At 65.6% G+C, this 20360-nt stretch carries 24 protein-coding genes; 14 read left to right on the forward strand and 10 right to left on the reverse strand.

Going from position 1 to position 20360, the window contains the following annotated elements:
- Positions 1-68 precede the first annotated feature (68 nt).
- Together IB229_RS16800 and IB229_RS16805 are read left to right on the forward strand one after the other, a co-directional pair.
- Complete coding sequence (locus tag IB229_RS16800; protein ID WP_192331036.1) at positions 69-809, forward strand: YciK family oxidoreductase; 741 nt, start codon at positions 69-71, stop codon at positions 807-809.
- Between the two features lie 208 nt (positions 810-1017).
- The gene (locus tag IB229_RS16805; RefSeq protein WP_192331038.1) at positions 1018-1944 is read left to right on the forward strand and encodes a GGDEF domain-containing protein; all 927 of its coding nucleotides are present in this window, start codon (positions 1018-1020) and stop codon (positions 1942-1944) included.
- Positions 1945-1997: 53 nt separating this feature from the next.
- Here IB229_RS16805 and rluB read toward each other — a convergent pair whose 3' ends face one another.
- The 6 genes from rluB to IB229_RS16835 all read right to left on the reverse strand — a co-directional run bounded on the left by rluB (position 1998) and on the right by IB229_RS16835 (position 6715).
- On the reverse strand, positions 1998-3266 hold the full coding sequence (gene rluB, locus IB229_RS16810; protein ID WP_192331040.1) for a 23S rRNA pseudouridine(2605) synthase RluB: 1269 nt from the start codon (positions 3264-3266) through the stop codon (positions 1998-2000).
- 124 nt (positions 3267-3390) lie between these two features.
- Entirely contained in the window at positions 3391-3579 is a 189-nt protein-coding gene (locus IB229_RS16815; protein WP_192331042.1) for a DUF1289 domain-containing protein, read from the reverse strand.
- Positions 3580-3607: 28 nt separating this feature from the next.
- A complete protein-coding gene (scpB, locus tag IB229_RS16820) occupies positions 3608-4393 on the reverse strand; it encodes an SMC-Scp complex subunit ScpB (protein WP_192331044.1) in 786 nt (261 codons plus the stop codon).
- Positions 4394-5092, reverse strand: a complete 699-nt coding sequence (locus IB229_RS16825; RefSeq protein WP_192331600.1) for a segregation and condensation protein A — start codon at positions 5090-5092, stop codon at positions 4394-4396.
- A 113-nt stretch (positions 5093-5205) separates the two neighbouring features.
- On the reverse strand, positions 5206-5838 hold the full coding sequence (locus IB229_RS16830) for an L-threonylcarbamoyladenylate synthase (protein WP_192331046.1): 633 nt from the start codon (positions 5836-5838) through the stop codon (positions 5206-5208).
- A 13-nt stretch (positions 5839-5851) separates the two neighbouring features.
- Positions 5852-6715 carry a PHP domain-containing protein gene (locus IB229_RS16835; protein ID WP_192331048.1) on the reverse strand — a complete coding sequence of 288 codons (864 nt, stop codon included), beginning with the start codon at positions 6713-6715 and terminating at the stop codon, positions 5852-5854.
- A 65-nt stretch (positions 6716-6780) separates the two neighbouring features.
- On the opposite strand from IB229_RS16835, the gene IB229_RS16840 reads away from it, so the two are divergent.
- The 6 genes from IB229_RS16840 (at position 6781) to IB229_RS16865 (ending at position 10794) form a co-directional block, all read left to right on the forward strand.
- Entirely contained in the window at positions 6781-7371 is a 591-nt protein-coding gene (locus tag IB229_RS16840; protein WP_192331050.1) for a septation protein A, read from the forward strand.
- A gap of 1 nt (position 7372) precedes the next feature.
- Entirely contained in the window at positions 7373-7672 is a 300-nt protein-coding gene (locus IB229_RS16845) for a YciI family protein (protein ID WP_192331052.1), read from the forward strand.
- Between the two features lie 38 nt (positions 7673-7710).
- Positions 7711-8106: a translation initiation factor 2 gene (locus IB229_RS16850; protein ID WP_192331054.1), complete on the forward strand. Its 396-nt coding sequence runs from the start codon at positions 7711-7713 to the stop codon at positions 8104-8106.
- 9 nt (positions 8107-8115) lie between these two features.
- Positions 8116-8793: a response regulator transcription factor gene (locus tag IB229_RS16855; RefSeq protein ID WP_192331056.1), complete on the forward strand. Its 678-nt coding sequence runs from the start codon at positions 8116-8118 to the stop codon at positions 8791-8793.
- Positions 8794-8958: 165 nt separating this feature from the next.
- Positions 8959-9396 carry a Spy/CpxP family protein refolding chaperone gene (locus tag IB229_RS16860; protein ID WP_192331058.1) on the forward strand — a complete coding sequence of 146 codons (438 nt, stop codon included), beginning with the start codon at positions 8959-8961 and terminating at the stop codon, positions 9394-9396.
- Between the two features lie 63 nt (positions 9397-9459).
- Positions 9460-10794 (forward strand): sensor histidine kinase, encoded by a 1335-nt coding sequence (locus IB229_RS16865; RefSeq protein WP_192331060.1) that lies wholly within the window; start codon positions 9460-9462, stop codon positions 10792-10794.
- 5 nt (positions 10795-10799) lie between these two features.
- Here IB229_RS16865 and IB229_RS16870 read toward each other — a convergent pair whose 3' ends face one another.
- Positions 10800-11360 (reverse strand): nitroreductase, encoded by a 561-nt coding sequence (locus IB229_RS16870; protein WP_192331062.1) that lies wholly within the window; start codon positions 11358-11360, stop codon positions 10800-10802.
- A 232-nt stretch (positions 11361-11592) separates the two neighbouring features.
- Between IB229_RS16870 and IB229_RS16875 the strand changes: the two genes are divergently transcribed.
- Positions 11593-13047 carry a TrkH family potassium uptake protein gene (locus tag IB229_RS16875; protein ID WP_192331064.1) on the forward strand — a complete coding sequence of 485 codons (1455 nt, stop codon included), beginning with the start codon at positions 11593-11595 and terminating at the stop codon, positions 13045-13047.
- Positions 13048-13213: 166 nt separating this feature from the next.
- On the opposite strand, the gene IB229_RS16880 is transcribed toward IB229_RS16875, so the two are convergent.
- The gene (locus tag IB229_RS16880) at positions 13214-14218 is read right to left on the reverse strand and encodes an AraC family transcriptional regulator (protein WP_192331065.1); all 1005 of its coding nucleotides are present in this window, start codon (positions 14216-14218) and stop codon (positions 13214-13216) included.
- 261 nt (positions 14219-14479) lie between these two features.
- On the opposite strand from IB229_RS16880, the gene IB229_RS16885 reads away from it, so the two are divergent.
- From IB229_RS16885 to IB229_RS16900, 4 genes are all read left to right on the forward strand, one after another.
- Complete coding sequence (locus tag IB229_RS16885) at positions 14480-14647, forward strand: hypothetical protein (protein ID WP_192331066.1); 168 nt, start codon at positions 14480-14482, stop codon at positions 14645-14647.
- Between the two features lie 289 nt (positions 14648-14936).
- Positions 14937-15254, forward strand: a complete 318-nt coding sequence (locus tag IB229_RS16890; RefSeq protein ID WP_192331067.1) for an Mpo1-like protein — start codon at positions 14937-14939, stop codon at positions 15252-15254.
- Between the two features lie 127 nt (positions 15255-15381).
- Positions 15382-15969: an HD domain-containing protein gene (locus tag IB229_RS16895; RefSeq protein ID WP_192331068.1), complete on the forward strand. Its 588-nt coding sequence runs from the start codon at positions 15382-15384 to the stop codon at positions 15967-15969.
- Positions 15970-16126: 157 nt separating this feature from the next.
- The gene (locus IB229_RS16900; RefSeq protein ID WP_192331069.1) at positions 16127-17515 is read left to right on the forward strand and encodes an adenylate/guanylate cyclase domain-containing protein; all 1389 of its coding nucleotides are present in this window, start codon (positions 16127-16129) and stop codon (positions 17513-17515) included.
- Positions 17516-17578: 63 nt separating this feature from the next.
- Here IB229_RS16900 and IB229_RS16905 read toward each other — a convergent pair whose 3' ends face one another.
- Together IB229_RS16905 and IB229_RS16910 are read right to left on the reverse strand one after the other, a co-directional pair.
- Positions 17579-18610, reverse strand: a complete 1032-nt coding sequence (locus tag IB229_RS16905; protein ID WP_192331070.1) for a glycosyltransferase family 4 protein — start codon at positions 18608-18610, stop codon at positions 17579-17581.
- Positions 18607-19416, reverse strand: a complete 810-nt coding sequence (locus IB229_RS16910) for a UDP-2,3-diacylglucosamine diphosphatase (RefSeq protein WP_192331071.1) — start codon at positions 19414-19416, stop codon at positions 18607-18609. Before IB229_RS16910 ends, IB229_RS16905 begins: the two co-directional genes overlap by 4 nt.
- A 136-nt stretch (positions 19417-19552) precedes the next feature.
- On the opposite strand from IB229_RS16910, the gene IB229_RS16915 reads away from it, so the two are divergent.
- Entirely contained in the window at positions 19553-20314 is a 762-nt protein-coding gene (locus IB229_RS16915) for an AraC family transcriptional regulator (RefSeq protein ID WP_192331072.1), read from the forward strand.
- Positions 20315-20360 lie beyond the last annotated feature (46 nt).

Raw genomic sequence — 20360 nt, forward strand, 5'->3', positions numbered from 1 at the left:
CCAACTCAGCGGCCATCCGTTTTATTGACGCTCGCAGCCAAGGCCTGCAGCGCTGCAAGGAGTTTTCCATGTTCGACTACCAAGCCCGCCCCGACCTGCTGCAAGGCCGTGTGATTCTGGTGACCGGTGCCGGCCGCGGCATCGGTGCCGCCGCCGCCAAGGCCTTCGCCGCCCATGGCGCTACCGTGCTGCTGCTGGGCAAGACCGAAGCCAACCTCAGCGCGGTCTACGACGAGATCGAAGCAGCCGGGCATCCGCAGGCCGCGGTCATTCCGTTCAATCTGGAAACCGCCTTGCCGCACCAGTACGACGAACTGGCGGCGATGCTGGAAAGCGAGTTCGGCCATGTCGACGGCGTGCTGCACAACGCCGCCATCGTCGGCCCGCGCACGCCGCTGGAGCAGCTCTCCGGCGACAACTTCATGCGGGTCATGCAGATCAACGTCAACGCCATGTTCATGCTCACCAGCACCCTGCTGCCCCTGCTCAAACTCTCCGAAGACGCCTCGGTGGTCTTTACCTCCAGCAGTGTCGGTCGCAAGGGGCGCGCCTACTGGGGCGCCTACGGCGTATCCAAGTTCGCCACCGAAGGCCTGATGCAGACGCTGGCCGACGAAGTCGACGGCATCAGCAACGTACGCTCCAACAGCATCAATCCAGGCGCCACGCGCACCTCCATGCGCGCCATGGCCTATCCCGGCGAGAACCCGCAGAACAACCCGGAGCCGGAGGCGATCATGCCGGCCTACCTGTACCTGATGGGCCCTGACAGCAAGGGCGTCAACGGCCAAGCCTTCGACGCCCAGTAAGGTCTGTCAGCGATTCGCCGGTTTTCCGGCGAGTCGACCCGACGGGCGGCATCAGATTGCCATCAGCGCGCCAACTAACCGGCAAGGCGTTGCCACCAAAGCCCGAAAAAACGCCACAAGCAGCTGATATGAAAGGCTTTTAATTAGTTGGCACGAAACTCGCTCAACCACCTTCGTCAAAGCGCACCAGCGCCAGAGGTTGAGCACCATGGTCCCGAAGAATCAGTCCAACACCATCGATTTCGATGCAGCCAAGCTGCAACGTCTTGGCTACGCCAGCCGTGCCCAGCAAACGCTGAAGCCGGTCAGCCTGGTCCAGCTGCGTCAGCAACTGAGCCTGCAACTGCAGACGTCGCTCGAGGTCGATCGCATCCTCGGCCTGTTCTTCAAGGAAGTGCAGCGCCTGGTGCCGCTGAACAACCTGAGCTACCAGCTGATCGGTGGCGACCTGCGCCTGGACCTCGGCGAGCGCGCCAACCATTCGGCGGGCTACCGCCTGAGCCACGAAGGTGAGTACCTCGGCGAGCTGATCTTTCGTCGCAACCAGCGTTTCAGCGAAGACGAACTCGGCCAACTGGAGTCGCTGCTCGGCAGTCTGCTGTTCCCGCTGCGTAATGCCCTGCTCTACCGCGCTGCCCTGCAGACCGCCCTGCGCGATCCGCTGACCGACACCGGCAACCGCATCGCCATGAACCAGGCCCTGCAGCGCGAAGTCGACCTGGCCAAGCGCAACCTGCAGCCGTTGTCGGTGCTGATGCTCGACATCGACCACTTCAAGCGCATCAACGACACCCACGGCCACGTCACCGGCGACGAAGTGCTCAAGGCCGTGGCCAACGCGCTGAAGAAAAGCCTGCGCAACATCGACATGGTGTTCCGCTACGGCGGTGAAGAGTTCATGGTGCTGCTCTCCAACACCAACCGCGAAGCCGCGAGCATGGTTGGCGAGCGCCTGCGCATGGCCGTTCTGGAGCTGCAGTACCTGATCGAAGGCCGCGCCGTCGACCTGTCGATCAGCCTCGGCTGCGCCACCCTGCTCGCCGGCGAGTCGGTGGACAGCCTGCAACGCCGCGCCGACAGCGCCCTCTACGTATCCAAGCGCGAAGGCCGCAACCGTCTGTCCATGGCTGGCTGATGGTCGCGCCATAAAAAAGGGGCTCTTTCGAGCCCCTTTTTCGTTTCTGCGGATCAGCGCTTGCGGCCAAACCCCGGACGCTGGCCATCGCCACCTGCCGGACGCTTGCCCGTCGACTTGCCCGGACGCTCGGCGATACCGACAGCCGGACGCGGCTTGCGTGCCGGGCGATCGGCCAGCTCCACTGCCGGGCGCGGCGCGCGCTTCTTGCCACCTTCGGCCGGGCGCTCGCCCGCCGGACGGCCACGACCACTTTCGCGGCGCTCGGCCGGATCGCGACGCCCATCACGCGGGGCGCGCTCGGTGGAGTCCTTGCGCGGACCCCGTTGCGGACGCTCGGCGGAATCCTGACGCGGGCTGCGCTGCGGGCGCTCGCCGCCCTCGGCACGCGGCGCACGACTCGGACGCGGCGCTTCGCCCGCCTCGCCGACCGGACGCAACACGCGCTTGGGGCGCTCGCCCTTGCCCAGCGGCTTGGCCGACTTGCGCTGCAGGCGATCGAGCTTGTCGCGCAGTTTGTCCTTCATTGCCGGCAGGGCGACCGGCTTGAGGCCGACCTCTTCGCTGAGGATGTCGACTTCGCGCTGGCCCATTTCACGCCAGCGCCCCATCGGCAGGTCGGAGGTCATGAACACCGGGCCGAAACGCACGCGTTTCAGGCGGCTGACCACCAGGCCCTGGGATTCCCACAGGCGACGCACTTCGCGGTTGCGGCCTTCCATCACCACGCAGTGGTACCAGTGGTTGAAGCCTTCGCCGCCGGGCGCTTCCTTGATATCGGTGAACTTGGCCGGGCCGTCTTCAAGCATCACGCCGGCCTTGAGCTGTTCGATCATTTCTTCGGTGACTTCGCCGCGCACACGCACCGCGTACTCGCGGTCCATCTCGTAGGACGGGTGCATCAGGCGGTTAGCCAGTTCACCGTCGGTGGTGAACAGCAGCAGGCCAGTGGTGTTGATGTCGAGGCGGCCGATGTTGATCCAGCGCCCTTCCTTCGGCCGCGGCAGGCGGTCGAAGATGGTCGGCCGGCCATCCGGGTCGTCACGGGTGCAGATCTCACCCTCGGGCTTGTTGTAGATCAGCACGCGGCGGACGTTTTCCGCCAGCTCTTCGCGCTTGAGCAGACGCCCGTCGACGCTGATCGCGTCGTGCAGGTCGACCCGTGCACCGAGGGTGGCGACGGCGCCGTTGACCTTTACGCGGCCCTGGCTGATCCACTGTTCGATATCGCGACGCGAGGCCTGCCCCATACGGGCGAGGACTTTCTGCAGCTTTTCGCCGCTTGGCGGAATCGTTTCGCTGTCGACTTCTGACTCATTCATGCTCGGCACCTCCCGGTGTGTCTATTGATGAGCGGCGTCAGGCCCGGAACGTACCGGCCCACGCCAAAAGGGTCGCGCATCATACGCGGATCGCCTGACCCACGCACGTAAACAGGTTCTTAGCCTAGCGTGATTTACGCCGCCCGGTGGCCTGCAGTGCCAACAGGCGCAGATCCGCCTCGGCCAGCAGGACACGCCGCTCGTCCTTGCCAAGCTTCTTCCAGGCCTTTATCTCGCGCTTGCTACGCCCGCAACCGACACAGATGTCATCACTGAAGCGGCACACCTTGATGCACGGATCCTTCTCGCTCATGGCAGATCAACTCCTGGCGAGTGACGGCTCAGTGGCGGTCGAATTCGGCATCCGTGTCCGGGGCTTCCATCGCCTCGGCTTCGTCTTCCGGCTCGGGCAGGTCGTCGAAGTCGGTCTTCAGGCCCTGCTCCATGGAATCGAGTTCGGCCAGCAGACTGCGGAAGCTGGTTTCGTCACGCGCCTCGCCAGGCTCACCCGGCTCGCCCTGGGCATCGGCCAACGCCTGCAGGTGCGCCGGCACCGGGGCATCGTCTTCCAGGGCCAGCACCGGCTCCGGTTCCAGCTCGCGCAGTGCAGCCAGGGTCGGCAGCTCGTCGAGGTTCTTCAGGTTGAAATGGTCGAGGAACTGGCGGGTGGTGGCGAACATCGCCGGCTTGCCCGGTACGTCGCGGTAACCGACCACGCGAATCCACTCGCGCTCCATCAGCGTCTTGACGATCTGGCTGTTGACCGCCACGCCGCGGATGTCCTCGATCTCGCCACGGGTGATCGGCTGGCGGTAGGCGATCAGCGCCAGGGTTTCCAGCATCGCCCGCGAATAGCGTTGCGGGCGCTCTTCCCACAGGCGCCCGACCCACGGCGCGAAGCGCTCGCGGACCTGCAGGCGGTAGCCGGACGCCACCTCCTTCAGCTCGAAGGCGCGCCCCTCGCAGGACGCAGCGAGAATGCTCAGGGCATCGCGGATGCGCGCCAGCTCGGGCCGCTCGTTTTCCTCGAACAGCTCGCTGATGCGCTCCAGCGACTGCGGCTTGCCGGAGGCCAGGAGGAAGGCTTCGAGCAGAGGGGCCAGGTCTTTCGGGTCGTTCAGGTTCATTTATTCCGCTCGCGCACGCACGTGGATCGGGGCGAACGCCTCGTTCTGCACCAGCTCCACCAGGGATTCCTTGATCAACTCCAGCACGGCCATGAACGTCACCACCACACCCAAACGCCCTTCGCTGGCGCTGAACAGCTCGACGAACGGCACGAAGGCGCCGCCCTTGAGGCGCTCCAGCACCTCGCTCATGCGTTCGCGGGTGGACAACGCCTCGCGCGTCACCTGGTGGCTCTCGAACATGTCGGCGCGGCGCAGCACTTCGGCCATCGACAGCAACAGTTCTTCCAGGCTGACATCCGGCAGCAGCTTGCGCGCCCGTGCCTCCGGGGCATCGAGCTTGGGCACGGTGAGGTCACGACCGACCCGCGGCAGGATATCCAGGCCTGCGGCCGCTGCCTTGTAACGCTCGTACTCCTGCAGGCGGCGGATCAGCTCGGCGCGCGGGTCACCCTCTTCCTCCTCGGCATCAGCCGAGCGCGGCAGGAGCATGCGCGACTTGATCTCGGCGAGCATCGCCGCCATCACCAGATACTCGGCGGCCAGCTCCAGGCGCACCGACTTCATCAGCTCGACGTAGCCCATGTACTGCTTGGTGATTTCCGCCACCGGGATGTCGAGGATGTCGATGTTCTGCTTGCGAATCAGGTAGAGCAGCAGGTCCAGCGGACCCTCGAAGGCCTCGAGGAAAACCTCCAGCGCGTCCGGCGGGATGTACAGATCGAGCGGCAGCTCGGTGACTGCCTGGCCGTAGACCAGGGCGAAGGGCAGTTCCTGCTGGGCACCCGCCTGGGCATCGACGACCGCCTCGCTCATGCCGCGCCTGCCGAAAAGGGCGAAGGATCTCCGCAACCGACGCGGATCACCTCGGGCTCGCCGTCGGCCAGGTTGACCACCGTCGAGGCCTCGATGCCGCCGTAACCGCCATCAATGATCAGATCGACGTGGTGTTCGAGCACCTGACGCATTTCGTACGGGTCGTTCATCGGCAGGTCTTCACCCGGCAGGATCAGGCTCACGCTCATCAGCGGCTCGCCCAGCTGCTCGGCCAGCGCCAACGCCACCGGGTGCGCCGGCACGCGCAGGCCGATGGTGCGGCGCTTGGGGTGCAGGAGCATGCGCGGCACTTCGCGGGTGGCGCTGAGAATGAAAGTGTAGGAGCCCGGTGTGTGCGCCTTGAGGATGCGGAACGCGGCAGTGTCGACCTTGGCGAACAGGCCGATCTGCGAGAGGTCGCTGCACACCAGGGTGAAGTTGTGCTTGTCGTCGAGCTGGCGCAGACGGCGAATGCGCTCCACCGCGCTCTTGTCACCGATCAGGCAGCCGATGGCGTACGAGGAGTCGGTCGGGTAGACGATCACGCCACCACTGCGGACGATCTCCACGGCCTGCTTGATCAACCGCGGTTGCGGGTTTTCCGGGTGAACCTGGAAGAACTGACTCATGACCTCTCCCTGCTCAGAGGGCAGAATGGCTGTGGACATGGCTGAAACGCTCCCACAAAGGTGGCAGGTCCTCGGGTAACGGCCGGTACATGCCCAGCTCCGACCAATCCCCCGGCGCATGGAAATCGCTGCCGACGCTTGCCAGCAGGCCGAACTCGCGCGCCAGGATCGCCAGCCCGCCGACCTGCTCGGCCGGCTGCAACCCATTTACCACTTCCAGCGCCTGGCCACCTGCCGCGATGAAATCGGCAACCAGTCGACGACGTTTGCTGCGGGTGAAATCGTACTGCCAGGGATGCGCCAGGCTGATCCAGGCCCGCGACTCGCGCAGCGTGCCAACGGTCTGTTCCAGGGTCGGCCAGTGCTGCTTGACGTCCCCCAGCTTGCCCGAGCCGAGCCATTTGCGGAACGCCTCGGCGTGATCGCGCACATACCCGGCGCGCACCAGGAACTCGGCGAAGTGCGGGCGGGCCGGCGCGTTGCCGCTGTCGCCCAATGCCTGCTGGATGGCGCGCGCGCCGTCCAGTGCACCGGGCATGCCCTTGGCTTCCAGACGCCGCGAGATTTCCTCGGCACGCAGCCAGCGCCCCTGGTGCAGGTCGGCGATCGCCGCTTGCAGCGCCGGGGCATCTGCAGCGAAAGCATAGCCAAGCACATGGATGGTCGCCCCACCCCAGGTGCAGGACAGCTCGATGCCGTTGACCAGGCGCATGCCCAGCTCGTCGGCGGTGCGACGTGCCTCGTCGAGGCCTTCGAGGGTGTCATGATCGGTCAGCGCCAACAGCTCGACACCCCGCTCGTGGGCGCGCGCAACCACCACGGCCGGGGCGAGAACCCCGTCCGATGCGGTGCTGTGGCAGTGCAGATCAACTTTCATGACGCTGCTTTCGCTGGGAATGATGTTTGTTATTATGCCGTGACATCCCGCTTCTGGCTGCCGCCGTGAAACAATTCATCGACTTCATCCCGCTCATCCTGTTCTTCATCGTTTACAAGCTCGACCCCCGCCCTCTCTCCATCGCCGGCCACAGCTTCGAACTCGGCGGCATCTTCAGTGCCACCGCCGTGCTGATCATCAGCTCGGTGCTGGTCTACGGCGCCATGCTGGTGCTGCAGCGCAAACTGGAAAAAGGCCAATGGTTGACCCTCATTGCCTGCCTGTTGTTCGGCGGCATGACCCTGGCCTTCCACAGCGAGACCTTCCTCAAGTGGAAGGCGCCGGTGGTCAACTGGCTGTTTGCCCTGGCCTTCGCCGGCAGCCACTTCATCGGCGACAAGGTGCTGATTCAGCGCGTCATGGGCCACGCAGTGAGCCTGCCGCAGCAGATCTGGACACGACTGAACATCGCCTGGATCGTGTTCTTCATCTTCAGTGGCTGCGCCAACCTGTTCGTCGCCTTCACCTTTCACGACATCTGGGTCGACTTCAAGGTGTTCGGCAGCCTCGGCATGACCGTGCTGTTCCTGGTCGCCCAGGGTGTCTATCTGGCGCGCCACATGCACGACGACGTCCCCCAGCAAAGCAAGGAATGACATGCTCTACGCCATCATCGCCAGCGACGTTGTCGACTCGCTGGAAAAACGCCTCGGTAGCCGCCCCGCACACCTCGCCCGCCTGGAACAGCTGAAAAGCGAAGGCCGCCTGATCCTCGCCGGCCCACACCCGGCCGTGGACAGCAACGACCCAGGCCCGGCCGGCTTTTCCGGCAGCCTGATCGTCGCCGAATTCGACTCACTGGCCGCGGCACAAAGCTGGGCCGATGCCGATCCGTACCGCGCCGCCGGCGTCTACGCCGAGGTACGGGTGAAACCGTTCAAACACGTTCTGCCCTGATCTGCCGCTAACAACAAACAGGAAACCGGAGTTCCTCTATGCGCACAGGCTCGTTGTCGTTGCTCCTCGCTACGCTGCTGTTCACCACCGGGCTTCACGCTGAAGAAGAGACCTCCACACCGACACCTGCGGCGCCCGTAGCAGCACCGCAGGTCAGCGCGCCAGCGCCGGTAGCGGCCGAGCCCGTGCAGAGCGCGCCACGCGAAGACCTCGCGCAGGCTGAGGAACAGGGCAGCGCGCAGCTCAGCCGCCTGCGTCAGGAAAACCAGCGCCTCAAGCTGCAGCTCAAGCAAGCGCTGGCCCAGCAGCCACCGCGCCTGCTCAGCGAGCAGCAGATGTGGTTCGCCATCGGTGCCGGCACCACCCTGCTGGCATTCCTCATCGGCATCTTCTCCGGCGGGCGCCGCAACAAGCGCCAGAGCCAGTGGGCCTGATCGACGACCATGAGCGAACTGCTGCTGATCGACGATGACCAGGAACTCTGCGAACTGCTGAGCAGCTGGCTGCAGCAGGAAGGCTTCCAGGTCATCGCCAGCCATGACGGCGTGAGCGCCCGGGCCAACCTGGCCAAACACACGCCGGCAGCGGTGATTCTCGACGTGATGCTGCCCGACGGCAGTGGCCTGGAACTGCTCAAGCAGTTGCGCGGCGAACACCCGGACCTGCCCGTGCTGATGCTCTCGGCCCGCGGCGAGCCGCTGGACCGCATCCTCGGCCTGGAGCTCGGCGCCGACGACTACCTGGCCAAGCCCTGCGACCCGCGCGAGCTCACCGCCCGCCTGCGTGCCGTACTGCGCCGCAGCGTGGCACCGACACCGTCGAGCCGCGTCGAACTGGGCGACCTCAGTTTCAGCCAGGCCCGCGGCGTGGCCACCATCGGCGAGCATGAGATCAGCCTGACGCTCTCGGAAAGTCGCGTTCTGGAAGCGCTGCTGCAGCAACCGGGCGAACCGGTCGACAAGCAGGTACTGGCGCAACTGGCCTTGGGCCGCAAGCTGACCCTTTACGATCGCAGCCTGGACATGCACGTGAGCAACCTGCGGCGCAAACTCGGCAACCACGGCGACGGCCGTCCACGCATCGTCGCCCTGCGCAGCCGCGGCTACTACTACAGCACCTGAAACCGGCAAGCCTGCCGCGACATAGCGCGTTTCGCAACGCGATGCCGCAGCCAGCGGCGCCAGCTCTTTACCCAGCCTTTACCGACGCCTGACAGCACTTGACCTTGCCCTCCCTAGACTGAGCTCATCCGGTAACCCACCGGTTTCGAGACAAGGAGATAGACCATGCGCAAGACCCTCATCGCTCTGCTTCTCGCCAGCGCCCTGCCGACCCTCGCCATGGCCGCACCGGGTGACGATCATCGTGGCCGCGACTGCAACAAAGGCCCGCATGGCGAACACCCGCGTGGCGGCAAGATGTTCGACGGCCTGAATCTGACCCCTGAACAACGCGAGAAAGTCGGCAAACTGATGCGCGAGCACAAGGACGACCCGCGCGAGATCACCCGCAAGTACCTGGATAAACTCCCCGAAGCCGAGAAGGCGGCCATGAAGAAAGAGCTGGAAACCGCTCGCCTGGAACACGACAAGGCCTTCAACGCCATCCTCACGCCGGAACAGCAGAAGGTGTTCGCCGAGCACAAGCAGAACATGGAAAAACGCCGCGCCGAACGTGAAGAGTTCGAAGCCTGGAAGGCCCAGCGCGACCAGAAAGCCCAGTAACCCGCCGTCACCAGAACCCGGCCCGCTCAGGCGCGCCGGGTTTTGCTCATTCGAGGAAAGCCCATGCGTTCTCTGTTCTGGCGCATCTTCGCCAGCTTCTGGCTGGCCATCGCCCTGGTCGCCGGGCTGTCCATCCTGCTCGGCCACGCGCTGAACCAGGACACCTGGATCCTCAGCCACCACCCGGCCGTGGAGGGCCTACCGGAAAAGTGGGCGCAACGCTACGAACAGAAGGGTCAGGGCGCCGCCCAGCAGTTGCTGGAGATGCGCAAGCGCCGTTTCCACCTCGACACCCAAGTGCTCGGCGACAACGGCGAACCACTGGTACAGGGCACGTTTCCACCGCGAGCCGCCGCCTTCGAGGCACGCCAGAACAACGAGAAGCGCCTGCCCTGGCGGCGCATGACCACCGAATACACCAGCCCGACCACCGACGAAACCTACCTGTTCATCTACCGCATTCCGCACCCGGAACTGGCCGAATGGCACCGCGACAGCCTGCTCTGGCCGCTCAGTGCGCTGGGCATCGCCCTGGTGGTGCTGACCCTGCTCAGCGTGCTGCTGACACTCTCCATCACCCGCCCGCTGGGACGCTTGCGCAGTGCGGTGCATGACCTCGGCCAGACCGCCTACCAACAGCACAGCCTGGATCAGCTGTCCGGGCGCGGTGATGAGTTTGGCGTGCTGGCCCGCGACTTCAACCGCATGGGTGCGCGCCTGCAGGACCTGATCGGCAGCCAGCGCCAGTTGCTGCGCGATGTCTCCCACGAGCTGCGCTCGCCCCTGGCGCGCCTGCGCATCGCCCTGGCGTTGGCTGAACGCGCAGGCCCGGAAGAACGCGAAAAGCTCTGGCCGCGCCTGTCGCAGGAATGTGATCGCCTGGAAAACCTGATCAGCGAGATTCTCGCTCTCGCCCGCCTGGATGCCGACCCCGGCGCGCCCAGCCCCATCGACCTGCCCAACCTGCTGGTCAACCTGAAGAGCGACGCGACCCTGAGCGATCCGCAGCAGCAGGTGCACATCCACCTGAATGCCTCGCCGTCGCCGCTGCAAGGCTGGCCGGACATGCTCGCCCGCGCGCTGGACAACCTGCTGCGCAATGCCCTGCGCTTCAACCCGCCGGGCCAGCCGATCGACCTGCAGGTCAGCGAGCAGCCGGGCTGGCTGCGCATCAGCGTGCGCGACCACGGCCCCGGCGTGCCGGTGCAGTTGCTGGAGAAGCTTGGTGAACCGTTCTACCGCGTGCCCGGGCAGAGCGCCGCCGGGCATGGCCTGGGGCTGGCCATCACGCGGCGCGCAGTGGAGCGGCATGGCGGGCGACTGCTACTGGCCAATCACCCGCAGGGCGGCTTCATCGCCACCCTCGAACTGCCACAAGGCAACGCGCTGAAGGATTAAATCCTTCAGCGCGGCCAGTCGCTGACGAAATCAGCCGTGGCCAGCGGCAACGGCTGGCGCCGCTCGCCTTCCACCTGGCCGAGGTAGATGAAACCGACGATGCGCTCGTTGTCGGCCAACCCCAGCCCAGCCATGACGTGCGCGTCGTAGGCCAGATCGCCCGTGCGCCAGATGGCGCCCAGGCCCTGAGCATGCGCCGCAAGGACGATGCCGTGGGCCGCGCAGGCTGCCGCGAGCAATTGTTCCTCGGCCGGCACCTTGAAGTGGTCATGCAGGTGAGCGATGGCCACCACCAGCAACGGCGCCCGCTGCGGCATGCCACGCGCCTTGCTCAGCGCCTCGGGCTTGGCGTCCGGATTGCCAGCCAGCAGCGCAGCGGCGAACAGCTCGCCCAACTGCGCGCGCCCTTCACCTTCGACACAGAGAAAACGCCAAGGCCGCAATTGGCCGTGATCAGGCGCGCGCAGGGCGGCGCGGAACAGCAGCTCACGCTGTGCGGCATCGGGTGCCGGCGCATGCAGGCGCGCTACGGACACACGGTTGAGTAGCAGGTCGAGGGCTTGCATTGGCCATCTCCACGGGAACAGGCAGGCATTCTAGTGCCCGGCTCCGCGGTTTTGGCAAAAAATGCCGCACGCAGACGCTATTCAAGGGAGCGGCCAGCGCAGGTAGAATGCCCGGCCGGTCGATGCTGCTCCGCCGGCAGGCAACTGCCAATGGCGCATCAAGAACAGGCGCCAGCGCGTTGCGCGCCGAGCCCACCTAGACTCAGCTCTTCACCTTGCGGAAATTTTCTTAATGTCTGTGCCGACCCTGCGCATCATCGCGTTCATCAACGGCATCTTCCTGATCACCCTGGCCATCAGCATGATGGTCCCGATCGTCACCCTGCTGGTCTTCGAGCGCCCGCAGGACATCAACTCCTTCCTCTGGTCGAGCCTGATCACCTTCATCGCCGGCCTGGCCATGGTGATCCAGGGCCGCCCGCAGAATTCGCAGCTGCGCCCGCGCGACATGTACATGCTCACCGTGTCGAGCTGGGTACTGGTGTCGATATTTGCCGCCCTGCCCTTCGTCTTCACCCAGCACGTCAGCTACACCGACGCCTACTTCGAGAGCATGTCGGGCATCACCGCCACCGGCGCGACCATCTTCACCGGCCTGGACAGCATGTCGCCGGGCATCCTCATGTGGCGCTCGCTGCTGCACTGGCTCGGCGGCATCGGCTTCATCGCCATGGCCGTGGCGATCCTGCCGATGCTGCGCATCGGCGGCATGCGCCTGTTCCAGACCGAATCCTCGGATCGCTCGGACAAGGTCATGCCGCGCTCGCACATGGTCGCCAAGTACATGGTGGTGGCCTATGTCGGCATCAGCAGCCTGGCGGTGCTGGCCTTCTGGCTGGCCGGGATGAACCTGTTCGACGCGATCAACCACGCCATGTCGGCGATCTCCACCGGCGGTTTCTCCACCTCCGACGCCTCGCTGGCCAAGTGGCAGCAGCCGGCGGTGCACTGGGTCGCGGTGGTGGTGATGATCCTTGGTAGCCTGCCGTTCGTACTCTATGTCTCGACTCTGCGCGGCAACTACAAGGCGCTGATCCGCGACGAGCAGGTGCGCGGCTTCATTTTCATCCTGCTGGCCTGCTGGCTGGCGCTGGGCACCTGGTACTGGGCGACGACCAACCTGCACTGGCTCGACGCCGTGCGCCACGTGGCGGTAAACACCACCTCGGTGCTCACCACCACCGGCTTCGCCCTCGGCGATTACACCCTGTGGGGCGGTTTCGCCGGCATGCTGTTCTTCTACCTGGGCTTCATCGGCGGCTGCTCGGGCTCGACTGCCGGCGGGCTGAAGATCTTCCGTTTCCAGGTCGCCTACATCCTGCTCAAGGCCAACCTGCAGCAGCTGGTGCATCCGCGCGCGGTGATCAAGCAGCAGTACAACCGCCACCGCCTGGACGAGGACATCGTCCGCTCGATCCTGACCTTCTCGTTCTTCTTCACCATCACCATCGCCACCCTGGCGCTGGCCCTGACCCTCTGTGGGCTGGACTGGATCACCGCGCTGTCCGGCGCGGCCAGCACGGTCTCCGGCGTAGGGCCGGGCATGGGCCCGATCATCGGCCCGGCCGGCAACTTCTCCAGCCTGCCAGACGCGGCCAAGTGGCTGCTGACCTGCGGCATGCTGCTGGGGCGGTTGGAAATCCTCACCGTATTGGTGCTGTTGCTACCCGCCTTCTGGCGCCACTGAGAAAAAGCCGCTCGGACCTACTGCGCACACCCCAGTCGCGTGCGGGCAGTGCTCGCAATGCTCATGGACAGACAGTCCACTGCGCTTGCTGCGCGCTGGCCGCACGCGACTGAGGCGCGCTCGCTACGGTCGGAGCGGCTTTTTCGGCGCAGGAAACGATCGCTCCCTACAACTTCGCGCGGTACTCGCCCGGCGTGCTGTCGAACCAGCGGCGGAACGCGCGGAAGAAGTTGCTCGGGTCGGCGAAGCCCAGCAGGTAGGCAATCTCCAGCAGGGTCAGGTTCGGCTGGGCGAGGTACTGCCCGGCGAGCTCGCGACGGGTGTCGTCGAGCAGGTGCTGGTAGCTGGTGCCCTCATCCTGCAGGCGGCGCTGCAGGGTGCGCTCGGACAACAGCAGCGCCTGGGCCACCGCTTCGCGCTTGGGCTCGCCTTGGGGCAGCAGGCGGCACAGCACCTGGCGCACCTGGTGGGTCACGCGGCTGTCGGAGAAACGCGCCAGGTATTCGCCGGCAAAACGGTCGTGCAGCTGCGCCAGTGCCTCGTTGGCGGAAGGCAGCGGAGCGTCGAGATCGGCGCGGTCGAAGATCATCCCGTAGCGCTCGGCATTGAAGCGCAGCGGCGCCTGGAACACATCGCGATACGGCTGCAGGTTCTCCGGCGGCGGCCCCTGGAAAGTGACCTCGCGAACGCGGATCGGCTTGCCGGTGAGCCAGCGGCAGAACGCCAGGGTATAGGCCAGGGAAGCCTCGGAGCTCTGCCGCGCCGGTGGCAGTTGGTCGCCATGGATGGCGAAGATCAGCTCGTAGCCATCCAGCGTGGGATGAAAGCTCAGGTCCGAGCCCTCGCCGATGATGCGCTGATAGCGCACCAGGCGGGTGAAGCCCTCCTGCAGATTGCGACTGGACATCAGCGCGTAGCCGACCACGTGGAACGCCATGGGCCGAACCGACAGGCGCGCCATGTTCAGGCCGATGGCCGGGTCGCCGGACGCCTCCACAGCGCAGCGCCACAGGCGGGTCATGCCGTCCTGCGGGAAGCGCGCCTCCGGATCGTCGAGGGCGGCGTAATCGAGGCCCAGCTTGGCAAAGATGGCGCGGCAGTCGACGCCGCCCAGCTCCAGAGCCTGGACGATGCTGGAAGCCCAGCTGGAGGATGTGGTGCGTTCGCTCATGGGCGTCTTCTTGTTGTGGTGAATCACGGGCAGGCGGGCCAAGGATACTAACCCACGGCAAAAGATGACAGACCGCACAGGAATGCGGGTTGTGGCCTGCCAGCACGGCTCGCCAAGGGCGAAATGCCGGATAAATGACACCAACATGTCCGAACGTCGGTTTTACGCCTCTCTCCCGAACCAGCCCGGCAAACGAAGTGTCACAAGAGTCCTGTTCAATGAATCGTGCGCGCCCTTCAGCGCTCACCAGAGGATGACACCATGCCCGTTTCGACCATTCAGCCTGTGACCACCTCCCACGCCACCAAGCAAATCGAGCGTCCCGTTAGCAAGCCGTTCGACAATGGCGGCCATATATTCCGCGGCGTACGCACTGATCGCGGCGGCGACTGGCGCACCGGCGGCACGCTCTCCGGTGGTGGCCGTTGAGCCCTGCAGCACCGCGCTAGCGCAGCACCCCGCCTATCCGCGCAGCTGCAGGCGTCCTGCCTGTAGCGCGTGGAGCCTCACCGCCCCCCTCTCCCTATACCTGCCAACAGCCGACCCTGATCGTCAGCCGGTCTCTCCTTGCGCGCCAATCTGCGCATAGTGGAGACAGTCGCCGCGTGCCATTCACGGCCAATTTCGTGCGCCCAAGGATACTAATCTGGCGCCGTATGCCACTGGCCGCCACGGACCGCCGTCCTACACTGAGCGCGACAATGACAGGAGGTACGCCATGAGCGCCGAAACCACCGAACGCTTCAACAGCTTTGCCGAGTTCTACCCCTACTACCTGCAGGAGCACAGCAACGACGTGTGCCGCCGCCTGCACTACGTGGGTAGCCTGCTGGTCCTCAGCATCTTCGCTTACGCCGTGGTCACCCAGCAGTGGCTGTGGCTGCTGGCCATGCCGCTTGCCGGCTACGGCTTCGCCTGGGTCGGCCACTTCATCTTCGAGAAGAACAAGCCCGCGACCTTCCAGTACCCGCTGTACAGCCTGATGGGCGACTGGGTGATGCTCAAGGACGCCTTTACCGGGCGCATTCGCTTCTAAGCCCTTGCGACCGGCTGCACGTCGGCCATAGGCATTGGCAGTGGCCTCAGGGCGCTAGAAATCTGCCTTGCCCGGCTTGCAAGCTCGCATCCCTATGCAGTCCCGATACATAACAAGAGGACGCCTGATGAACGCTCACGCTCGCTTCACCCATATGGAAGACGGCAGCGCCGAGGACTGGGCCATCATCGCCCAGGATTTCGCCGCCTACGCCAAGCAGTTGCCGGACCGCATCCTCGCTCACCTCAAGTTGCTCGACGGCGACTTCGGTGGCTTTCCAGTGGACCGCCTGACCCATTCCCTGCAGACCGCCACCCTCGCCCACCGCGACGGCCAGGACGAGGAATACGTGATCTGCGCGCTGCTGCACGACATCGGCGATACCCTGGGCAGCTATAACCACCCCGATATCGCCGCGGCCATCCTCAAGCCCTTCGTCAGCGCCGACAACCTGTGGATGGTGGAGAAGCACGGCATCTTCCAGGGCTACTACTTCTTCCATCACCTGGGCATGGATCGGCACCTGCGCGAGCAGTTCAAGGACCACCCGCAGTTCCAGCGCACCATCGAATTCTGCGCCCGCTACGACGCCGCGGCATTCGACCCGCAGGCCGAAACGCTGCCGCTGGCATTCTTCGAGCCCATGCTGCGCCGCGTGTTCGCCCAGCCCAAGCAGTCGATCTACAAGGCCGCCATGGAGCGCCAGGCCAGTTGATCCATCCGTGATTCCTCGCCGTTCGGCGGTCGTGCTTGGCCGCCGACGGTGCCCGTGGTTATGATCCCCCACCCGCCAAGGCATTGGCTCAGGTCTTGCAGACCGTCCAGGCGCTCAGCAGAAGCGCCAGATAAACATCAGGGATCGCTCCAATTCAATGAAGTCCGCCGCTCAGGAACCATCCAGGGTTCAGCCTGCTCCGTTGCTGCGTGAGTACTACTCGCGCGTTCTGGCCTATATCGCCACTGCCGCCAGCATCGCCGCCGGAACCTATTCCCAGCACTTCAGCTACGACATTCTGTGGCTGGTGCCCTACGCCCTCCTCTACCCGCACCTGGCCTACCACCTGGGCAACCGTTTCAAGCGCGATCATCCAGAGAAGACCGGCCTGGTGCTGCTGTTCATCGACGCCGCGCACGCCGGCATCGCCGCGGTGATGATGGGCTTCTCGGTAGTGCCGGGGCTGATGTGCCTGCTGATCTTGAGTTTCAGCGCGATGATCTCCGGCGGCCTGCGCCAGGTCGGCCTGGCCCTACTGATCGCCGCCGGCGGCATGGCCCTGACCACCGCCCTGGTGCATCCGCCGGTGCGCGCGGCGACGCCGATCCTGGTCTCGCTGGTGAGCATCCTGCTGAGCATTCTCTACATCGGCATCACCGCCTACTTCGTCCACGAGCAGGGCAAGCGCCTGGCCCTGGCCCGCGGCGAGATAAAGAAGGAACAGGAAAAGGCCGCGCGCCTGGCGCGCAACCTGGCCAAGTATCTGTCGCCGCAGGTCTGGGAAATGATCTTCAGCGGCAAGCGCACCGTGCGCCTGGAAACCCAGCGCAAGAAGCTCACCGTGTTCTTCTCCGACATCAAGGGCTTCACCGAGCTGTCCGAAGAGCTGGAAGCCGAGCAGCTCACCGACCTGCTCAACACCTACCTCACGGAAATGTCGAAGATCGCCCTCAAGTACGGCGGCACCATCGACAAGTTCGTCGGCGACAGCGTGATGATTTTCTTCGGCGACCCGACCACCCAGGGTGCCAAGAAGGACGCGGTGAACGCCGTGTCCATGGCCATCGCCATGCGCAAGCACATGAAGGTCCTGCGCCAGCAATGGCGCGCCCAGGGCATCACCAAGCCGCTGGAAATCCGCATGGGCCTCAACACCGGCTACTGCACGGTGGGCAACTTCGGCGCCGACACGCGCATGGACTACACCATCATCGGCCGCGAAGTGAACCTGGCCAGCCGCCTGGAAAGCTCCTCCGAGGCCGGCGAAGTGCTGATCTCCCACGAGACCTACTCGCTGGTGAAGGACGTGATCATGTGCCGCGACAAGGGCCAGATCGCGGTCAAGGGCTTCAGTCGCCCGGTGCAGATCTACCAGGTGGTCGACTTCCGTCGCGACCTGGGCGCCAAGTCCAGCTACGTCGAACACGAGCTGCCCGGCTTCTCCATGTACCTGGATACCACCGGCATCCAGAACTACGACAAGGAAAAGGTCATCCAGGCGCTCAACCAGGCCGCCGAGAAACTGCGCGACAAGGTCATCCTCTAGCAGCGAAGACAGCGAAACGAAGAAGCCGCCGAAAGGCGGCTTCTTCGTCTGCGGCGTCGCGTACTACACCTGCAGTGCAGGGGCCGCGCCGACCGCCACCAGCTCGCCATCGAGCAATGGCTGGCGAGCGAGGAACTCCAGCGCCGAGGCGCGCCAGGATTGCCGCGCTGCGCGCTCTGCGCATACCGCGCGATCCAGCTGCAATGCTGCCAGGCACGCCCGGCCCAGCTCCTTGTCCATCACCCCGGTCACACCCGGCTCCAGCACATCCAGTGGTCCGGCCACCGGAAATGCCGCCACCGGCGTACCGCAGGCCAGTGCCTCGAGCATGACCAGGCCGTAGGTGTCGGTACGCGAAGGAAACACCAGCACGCTGGCGGCGGCGAAAGACTGCGCCAGAACCTCGCCCTGCTGGTAGCCGAGGAATTGCACCTGCGGATAGTCCTGCTGCAGCTGCGCGCGCTGCGGGCCATCACCAACCACGCGCTTGACGCCCGGCAGGTCGAGGTCGAGGAACGCCGGCAGGTTCTTCTCCGCCGCCAGACGCCCGACATAGAGGAATACCGGCGCGCTCGGCGCCACGCCGCGAACATGGAACAGCCCGCCATCCACGCCCTTGCGCCACACCTGCACGCGGCGCACGCCCTGGCTGACGAACTCGTCGCGCATGCGCTCGGTGCTCACCAGCACCGCCTGGCTGGCGCGGTGGAACGCCCGCAGGAAGGCATACCCCCAGCTCAGCGGAATCGCCGGCCAGCGGGTGTTCACGTACTCCGGAAAGCGCGTGTGGATGGCACTGGAAAACGCCAGACCGCGGCGTTTCAGCCAGCGCCGGGCGGCCCAGCCGAGCGGCCCCTCGGTGGCCAGATGCACGCAGTCGGGGCGAAAGCCGCGGATCGCCGGGCCCACGCGCCACAAGTCCCAGGCCAGCGGGATCTCCGGGTAGCTGGGACATGGCAGGCTGCGAAAATCCACCGGTGACAGCAGCTTCACCTGATGGCCGAGGCCGCGCAGTTCGTCGATCAGCGCCTGCAGGCTGGTGACCACACCGTTGACCTGCGGGTGCCAGGCATCGCTGACGATGAGAATCCTCATGCAGCCTGGCCCACGCGAGCCAGCTGCTCTTCGCGCGCCTGTTCCTCGGCCAGGCGGAACAGCTGGATGCTGCCGTCCAGGTGTTCGATCAGCGCCGAGCAGGACTCCACCCAGTCGCCGCAGTTGAGGTACTCGACCTCGCCGACCTTGCGGATCTCGGCGTGGTGGATGTGCCCGCAGACCACACCGTCGAAGCCCCGGCGCGTGCACTCGTGGGCGATGGCTTCCTCGAAATCGCTGATGAAGCTGACCGCCGTCTTGACCTTGTGCTTGAGGTACGCCGACAGCGACCAGTAGCCGTAGCCATAACGCTCGCGCCAGTGGTTGAGCCAACGGTTGAGCACCAGGGTGAAGCCGTAGGCCGAGTCGCCGAGAAACGCTAGCCAGCGGTGATAGCGGGTGATCACGTCGAACTGATCGCCGTGGATCACCAGCAGCTTGCGACCATCGGCGGTGACGTGCTCCGCTTCGTCGACCAGCTGGATGTTGCCAAGGATCAGCTTCGAGTAGCGGCGCAGGAATTCGTCGTGGTTGCCGGTGACGTAGATCACCTCGGTGCCGCGCTTGCTCATGGTCAGCAGGCGGCGGATGACGTTGGTGTGCGCCTGCGGCCAGTAGATGCCGCCGCGCAGTTTCCAGCCATCGATGATGTCGCCGACCAGGTACACACGGTCGGCCTGGTAGCGCTTGAGAAAGCCCGACAGGCGCTCGGCCTGGCAATCGCGCGTGCCCAGGTGCACGTCGGAAATCCACAGGGTGCGAACACGTTGCTTGCGGCTGGGTGTGCTGCGCTCGGCGATGCTCATCGTTTGCCTCCGGCTCTGTTTTGCCGAGCTTGCGCGCCAGCGGTGACGCGTTTGTGACAGCCTCGCGTCGATCCGATGACAGCCCACCCACCGTCATGCGCGGTGTAGACTGCAGCCCTTGCCTCCGGAGCCCGCCATGCACTCGGTCCTCTCTCTGCGCCACTACAGCCAGGAAATCGCCCACAGCCACGACCACGCGCAGCTGGTGTTTGGCCTGTCCGGGCGGCTGGATTTCGAGGTCGCGGGGCGCGGTTGCCAGGTGTTCAACCAGAACCTCGCGGTGGTTCCGCCTGCCGCGCACCACGCCTGCGCCAGCGTGGCCGGCAGCCAATGCCTGGTGCTCGACGTGCCCTCCGATGACTGGCTGCGCCAGCGCCTGGGCGCTCACGCCGATGCCAGCCGGCGCCTGCTCGACCGCCCGGGCAGCCTGCTGCTGAATGCCGCGCAGAGCCAGTTGGTCAACTGGCTGGCGGCGAGCCCGATCAACGACGAGGTGATCGCCCAGCAAGGTGCGGCCCTGCTGCTCGCCAGCCTGAGCACCAGCCCGGCGCCGCTGCCGCGGGAGCGCCTGCACCTGCCGACGCTGGACGCCCATATCGACCGCCACTGCGCCCATCCGCTGCAGGTCGCGGACCTGGCGCGGGTCTGCGGTCTGTCGGTGGCGCGCTTCCACGCCTGCTTCCTCGAACAGACCGGGCAAACGCCGATGGACTACGTGCGGGCGCGCCGCCTGCGCCTGGGCCGCGAGCTGCTGCTGGCCAGCGATCTGGCGGTCGGCGAAGTCGCCAGCCGCGTCGGCTATGCCTCGCAGAGCGCCTTCACCGCAGCCCTGTCGCGCGAGCTGGGCAGCACCCCGCGTCAGCTGCGCCGCGAGTTGCGCGACAAACACCGCGAGTAGCGCGACAGACCGCGCGAGGGTGGCCTGCCTAGACTCGCTCGGTACT

Origin of the sequence: Pseudomonas sp. PDM14 (assembly GCF_014851905.1) — a bacterium.
Lineage (GTDB): Bacteria > Pseudomonadota > Gammaproteobacteria > Pseudomonadales > Pseudomonadaceae > Aquipseudomonas.

Excerpts from the sequence above, each read along its gene's own strand:
- IB229_RS16855 (WP_192331056.1), top strand. The coding sequence starts at position 8,116 with ATGAGCGAACTGCTGCTGATCGACGATGACCAGGAACTCTGCGAACTG.
- IB229_RS16870 (WP_192331062.1), bottom strand. The coding sequence starts at position 11,360 with ATGCAAGCCCTCGACCTGCTACTCAACCGTGTGTCCGTAGCGCGCCTG.
- IB229_RS16835 (WP_192331048.1), bottom strand. The coding sequence starts at position 6,715 with ATGAAAGTTGATCTGCACTGCCACAGCACCGCATCGGACGGGGTTCTC.
- scpB (WP_192331044.1), bottom strand. The coding sequence starts at position 4,393 with ATGAACCTGAACGACCCGAAAGACCTGGCCCCTCTGCTCGAAGCCTTC.
- IB229_RS16815 (WP_192331042.1), bottom strand. The coding sequence starts at position 3,579 with ATGAGCGAGAAGGATCCGTGCATCAAGGTGTGCCGCTTCAGTGATGAC.
- IB229_RS16890 (WP_192331067.1), top strand. The coding sequence starts at position 14,937 with ATGAGCGCCGAAACCACCGAACGCTTCAACAGCTTTGCCGAGTTCTAC.
- IB229_RS16915 (WP_192331072.1), top strand. The coding sequence starts at position 19,553 with ATGCACTCGGTCCTCTCTCTGCGCCACTACAGCCAGGAAATCGCCCAC.
- IB229_RS16800 (WP_192331036.1), top strand. The coding sequence starts at position 69 with ATGTTCGACTACCAAGCCCGCCCCGACCTGCTGCAAGGCCGTGTGATT.
- IB229_RS16805 (WP_192331038.1), top strand. The coding sequence starts at position 1,018 with ATGGTCCCGAAGAATCAGTCCAACACCATCGATTTCGATGCAGCCAAG.
- IB229_RS16850 (WP_192331054.1), top strand. The coding sequence starts at position 7,711 with ATGCGCACAGGCTCGTTGTCGTTGCTCCTCGCTACGCTGCTGTTCACC.
- IB229_RS16885 (WP_192331066.1), top strand. The coding sequence starts at position 14,480 with ATGCCCGTTTCGACCATTCAGCCTGTGACCACCTCCCACGCCACCAAG.
- IB229_RS16860 (WP_192331058.1), top strand. The coding sequence starts at position 8,959 with ATGCGCAAGACCCTCATCGCTCTGCTTCTCGCCAGCGCCCTGCCGACC.
- IB229_RS16895 (WP_192331068.1), top strand. The coding sequence starts at position 15,382 with ATGAACGCTCACGCTCGCTTCACCCATATGGAAGACGGCAGCGCCGAG.
- IB229_RS16845 (WP_192331052.1), top strand. The coding sequence starts at position 7,373 with ATGCTCTACGCCATCATCGCCAGCGACGTTGTCGACTCGCTGGAAAAA.
- IB229_RS16865 (WP_192331060.1), top strand. The coding sequence starts at position 9,460 with ATGCGTTCTCTGTTCTGGCGCATCTTCGCCAGCTTCTGGCTGGCCATC.
- IB229_RS16880 (WP_192331065.1), bottom strand. The coding sequence starts at position 14,218 with ATGAGCGAACGCACCACATCCTCCAGCTGGGCTTCCAGCATCGTCCAG.
- rluB (WP_192331040.1), bottom strand. The coding sequence starts at position 3,266 with ATGAATGAGTCAGAAGTCGACAGCGAAACGATTCCGCCAAGCGGCGAA.
- IB229_RS16830 (WP_192331046.1), bottom strand. The coding sequence starts at position 5,838 with ATGAGTCAGTTCTTCCAGGTTCACCCGGAAAACCCGCAACCGCGGTTG.
- IB229_RS16905 (WP_192331070.1), bottom strand. The coding sequence starts at position 18,610 with ATGAGGATTCTCATCGTCAGCGATGCCTGGCACCCGCAGGTCAACGGT.
- IB229_RS16900 (WP_192331069.1), top strand. The coding sequence starts at position 16,127 with ATGAAGTCCGCCGCTCAGGAACCATCCAGGGTTCAGCCTGCTCCGTTG.
- IB229_RS16875 (WP_192331064.1), top strand. The coding sequence starts at position 11,593 with ATGTCTGTGCCGACCCTGCGCATCATCGCGTTCATCAACGGCATCTTC.
- IB229_RS16910 (WP_192331071.1), bottom strand. The coding sequence starts at position 19,416 with ATGAGCATCGCCGAGCGCAGCACACCCAGCCGCAAGCAACGTGTTCGC.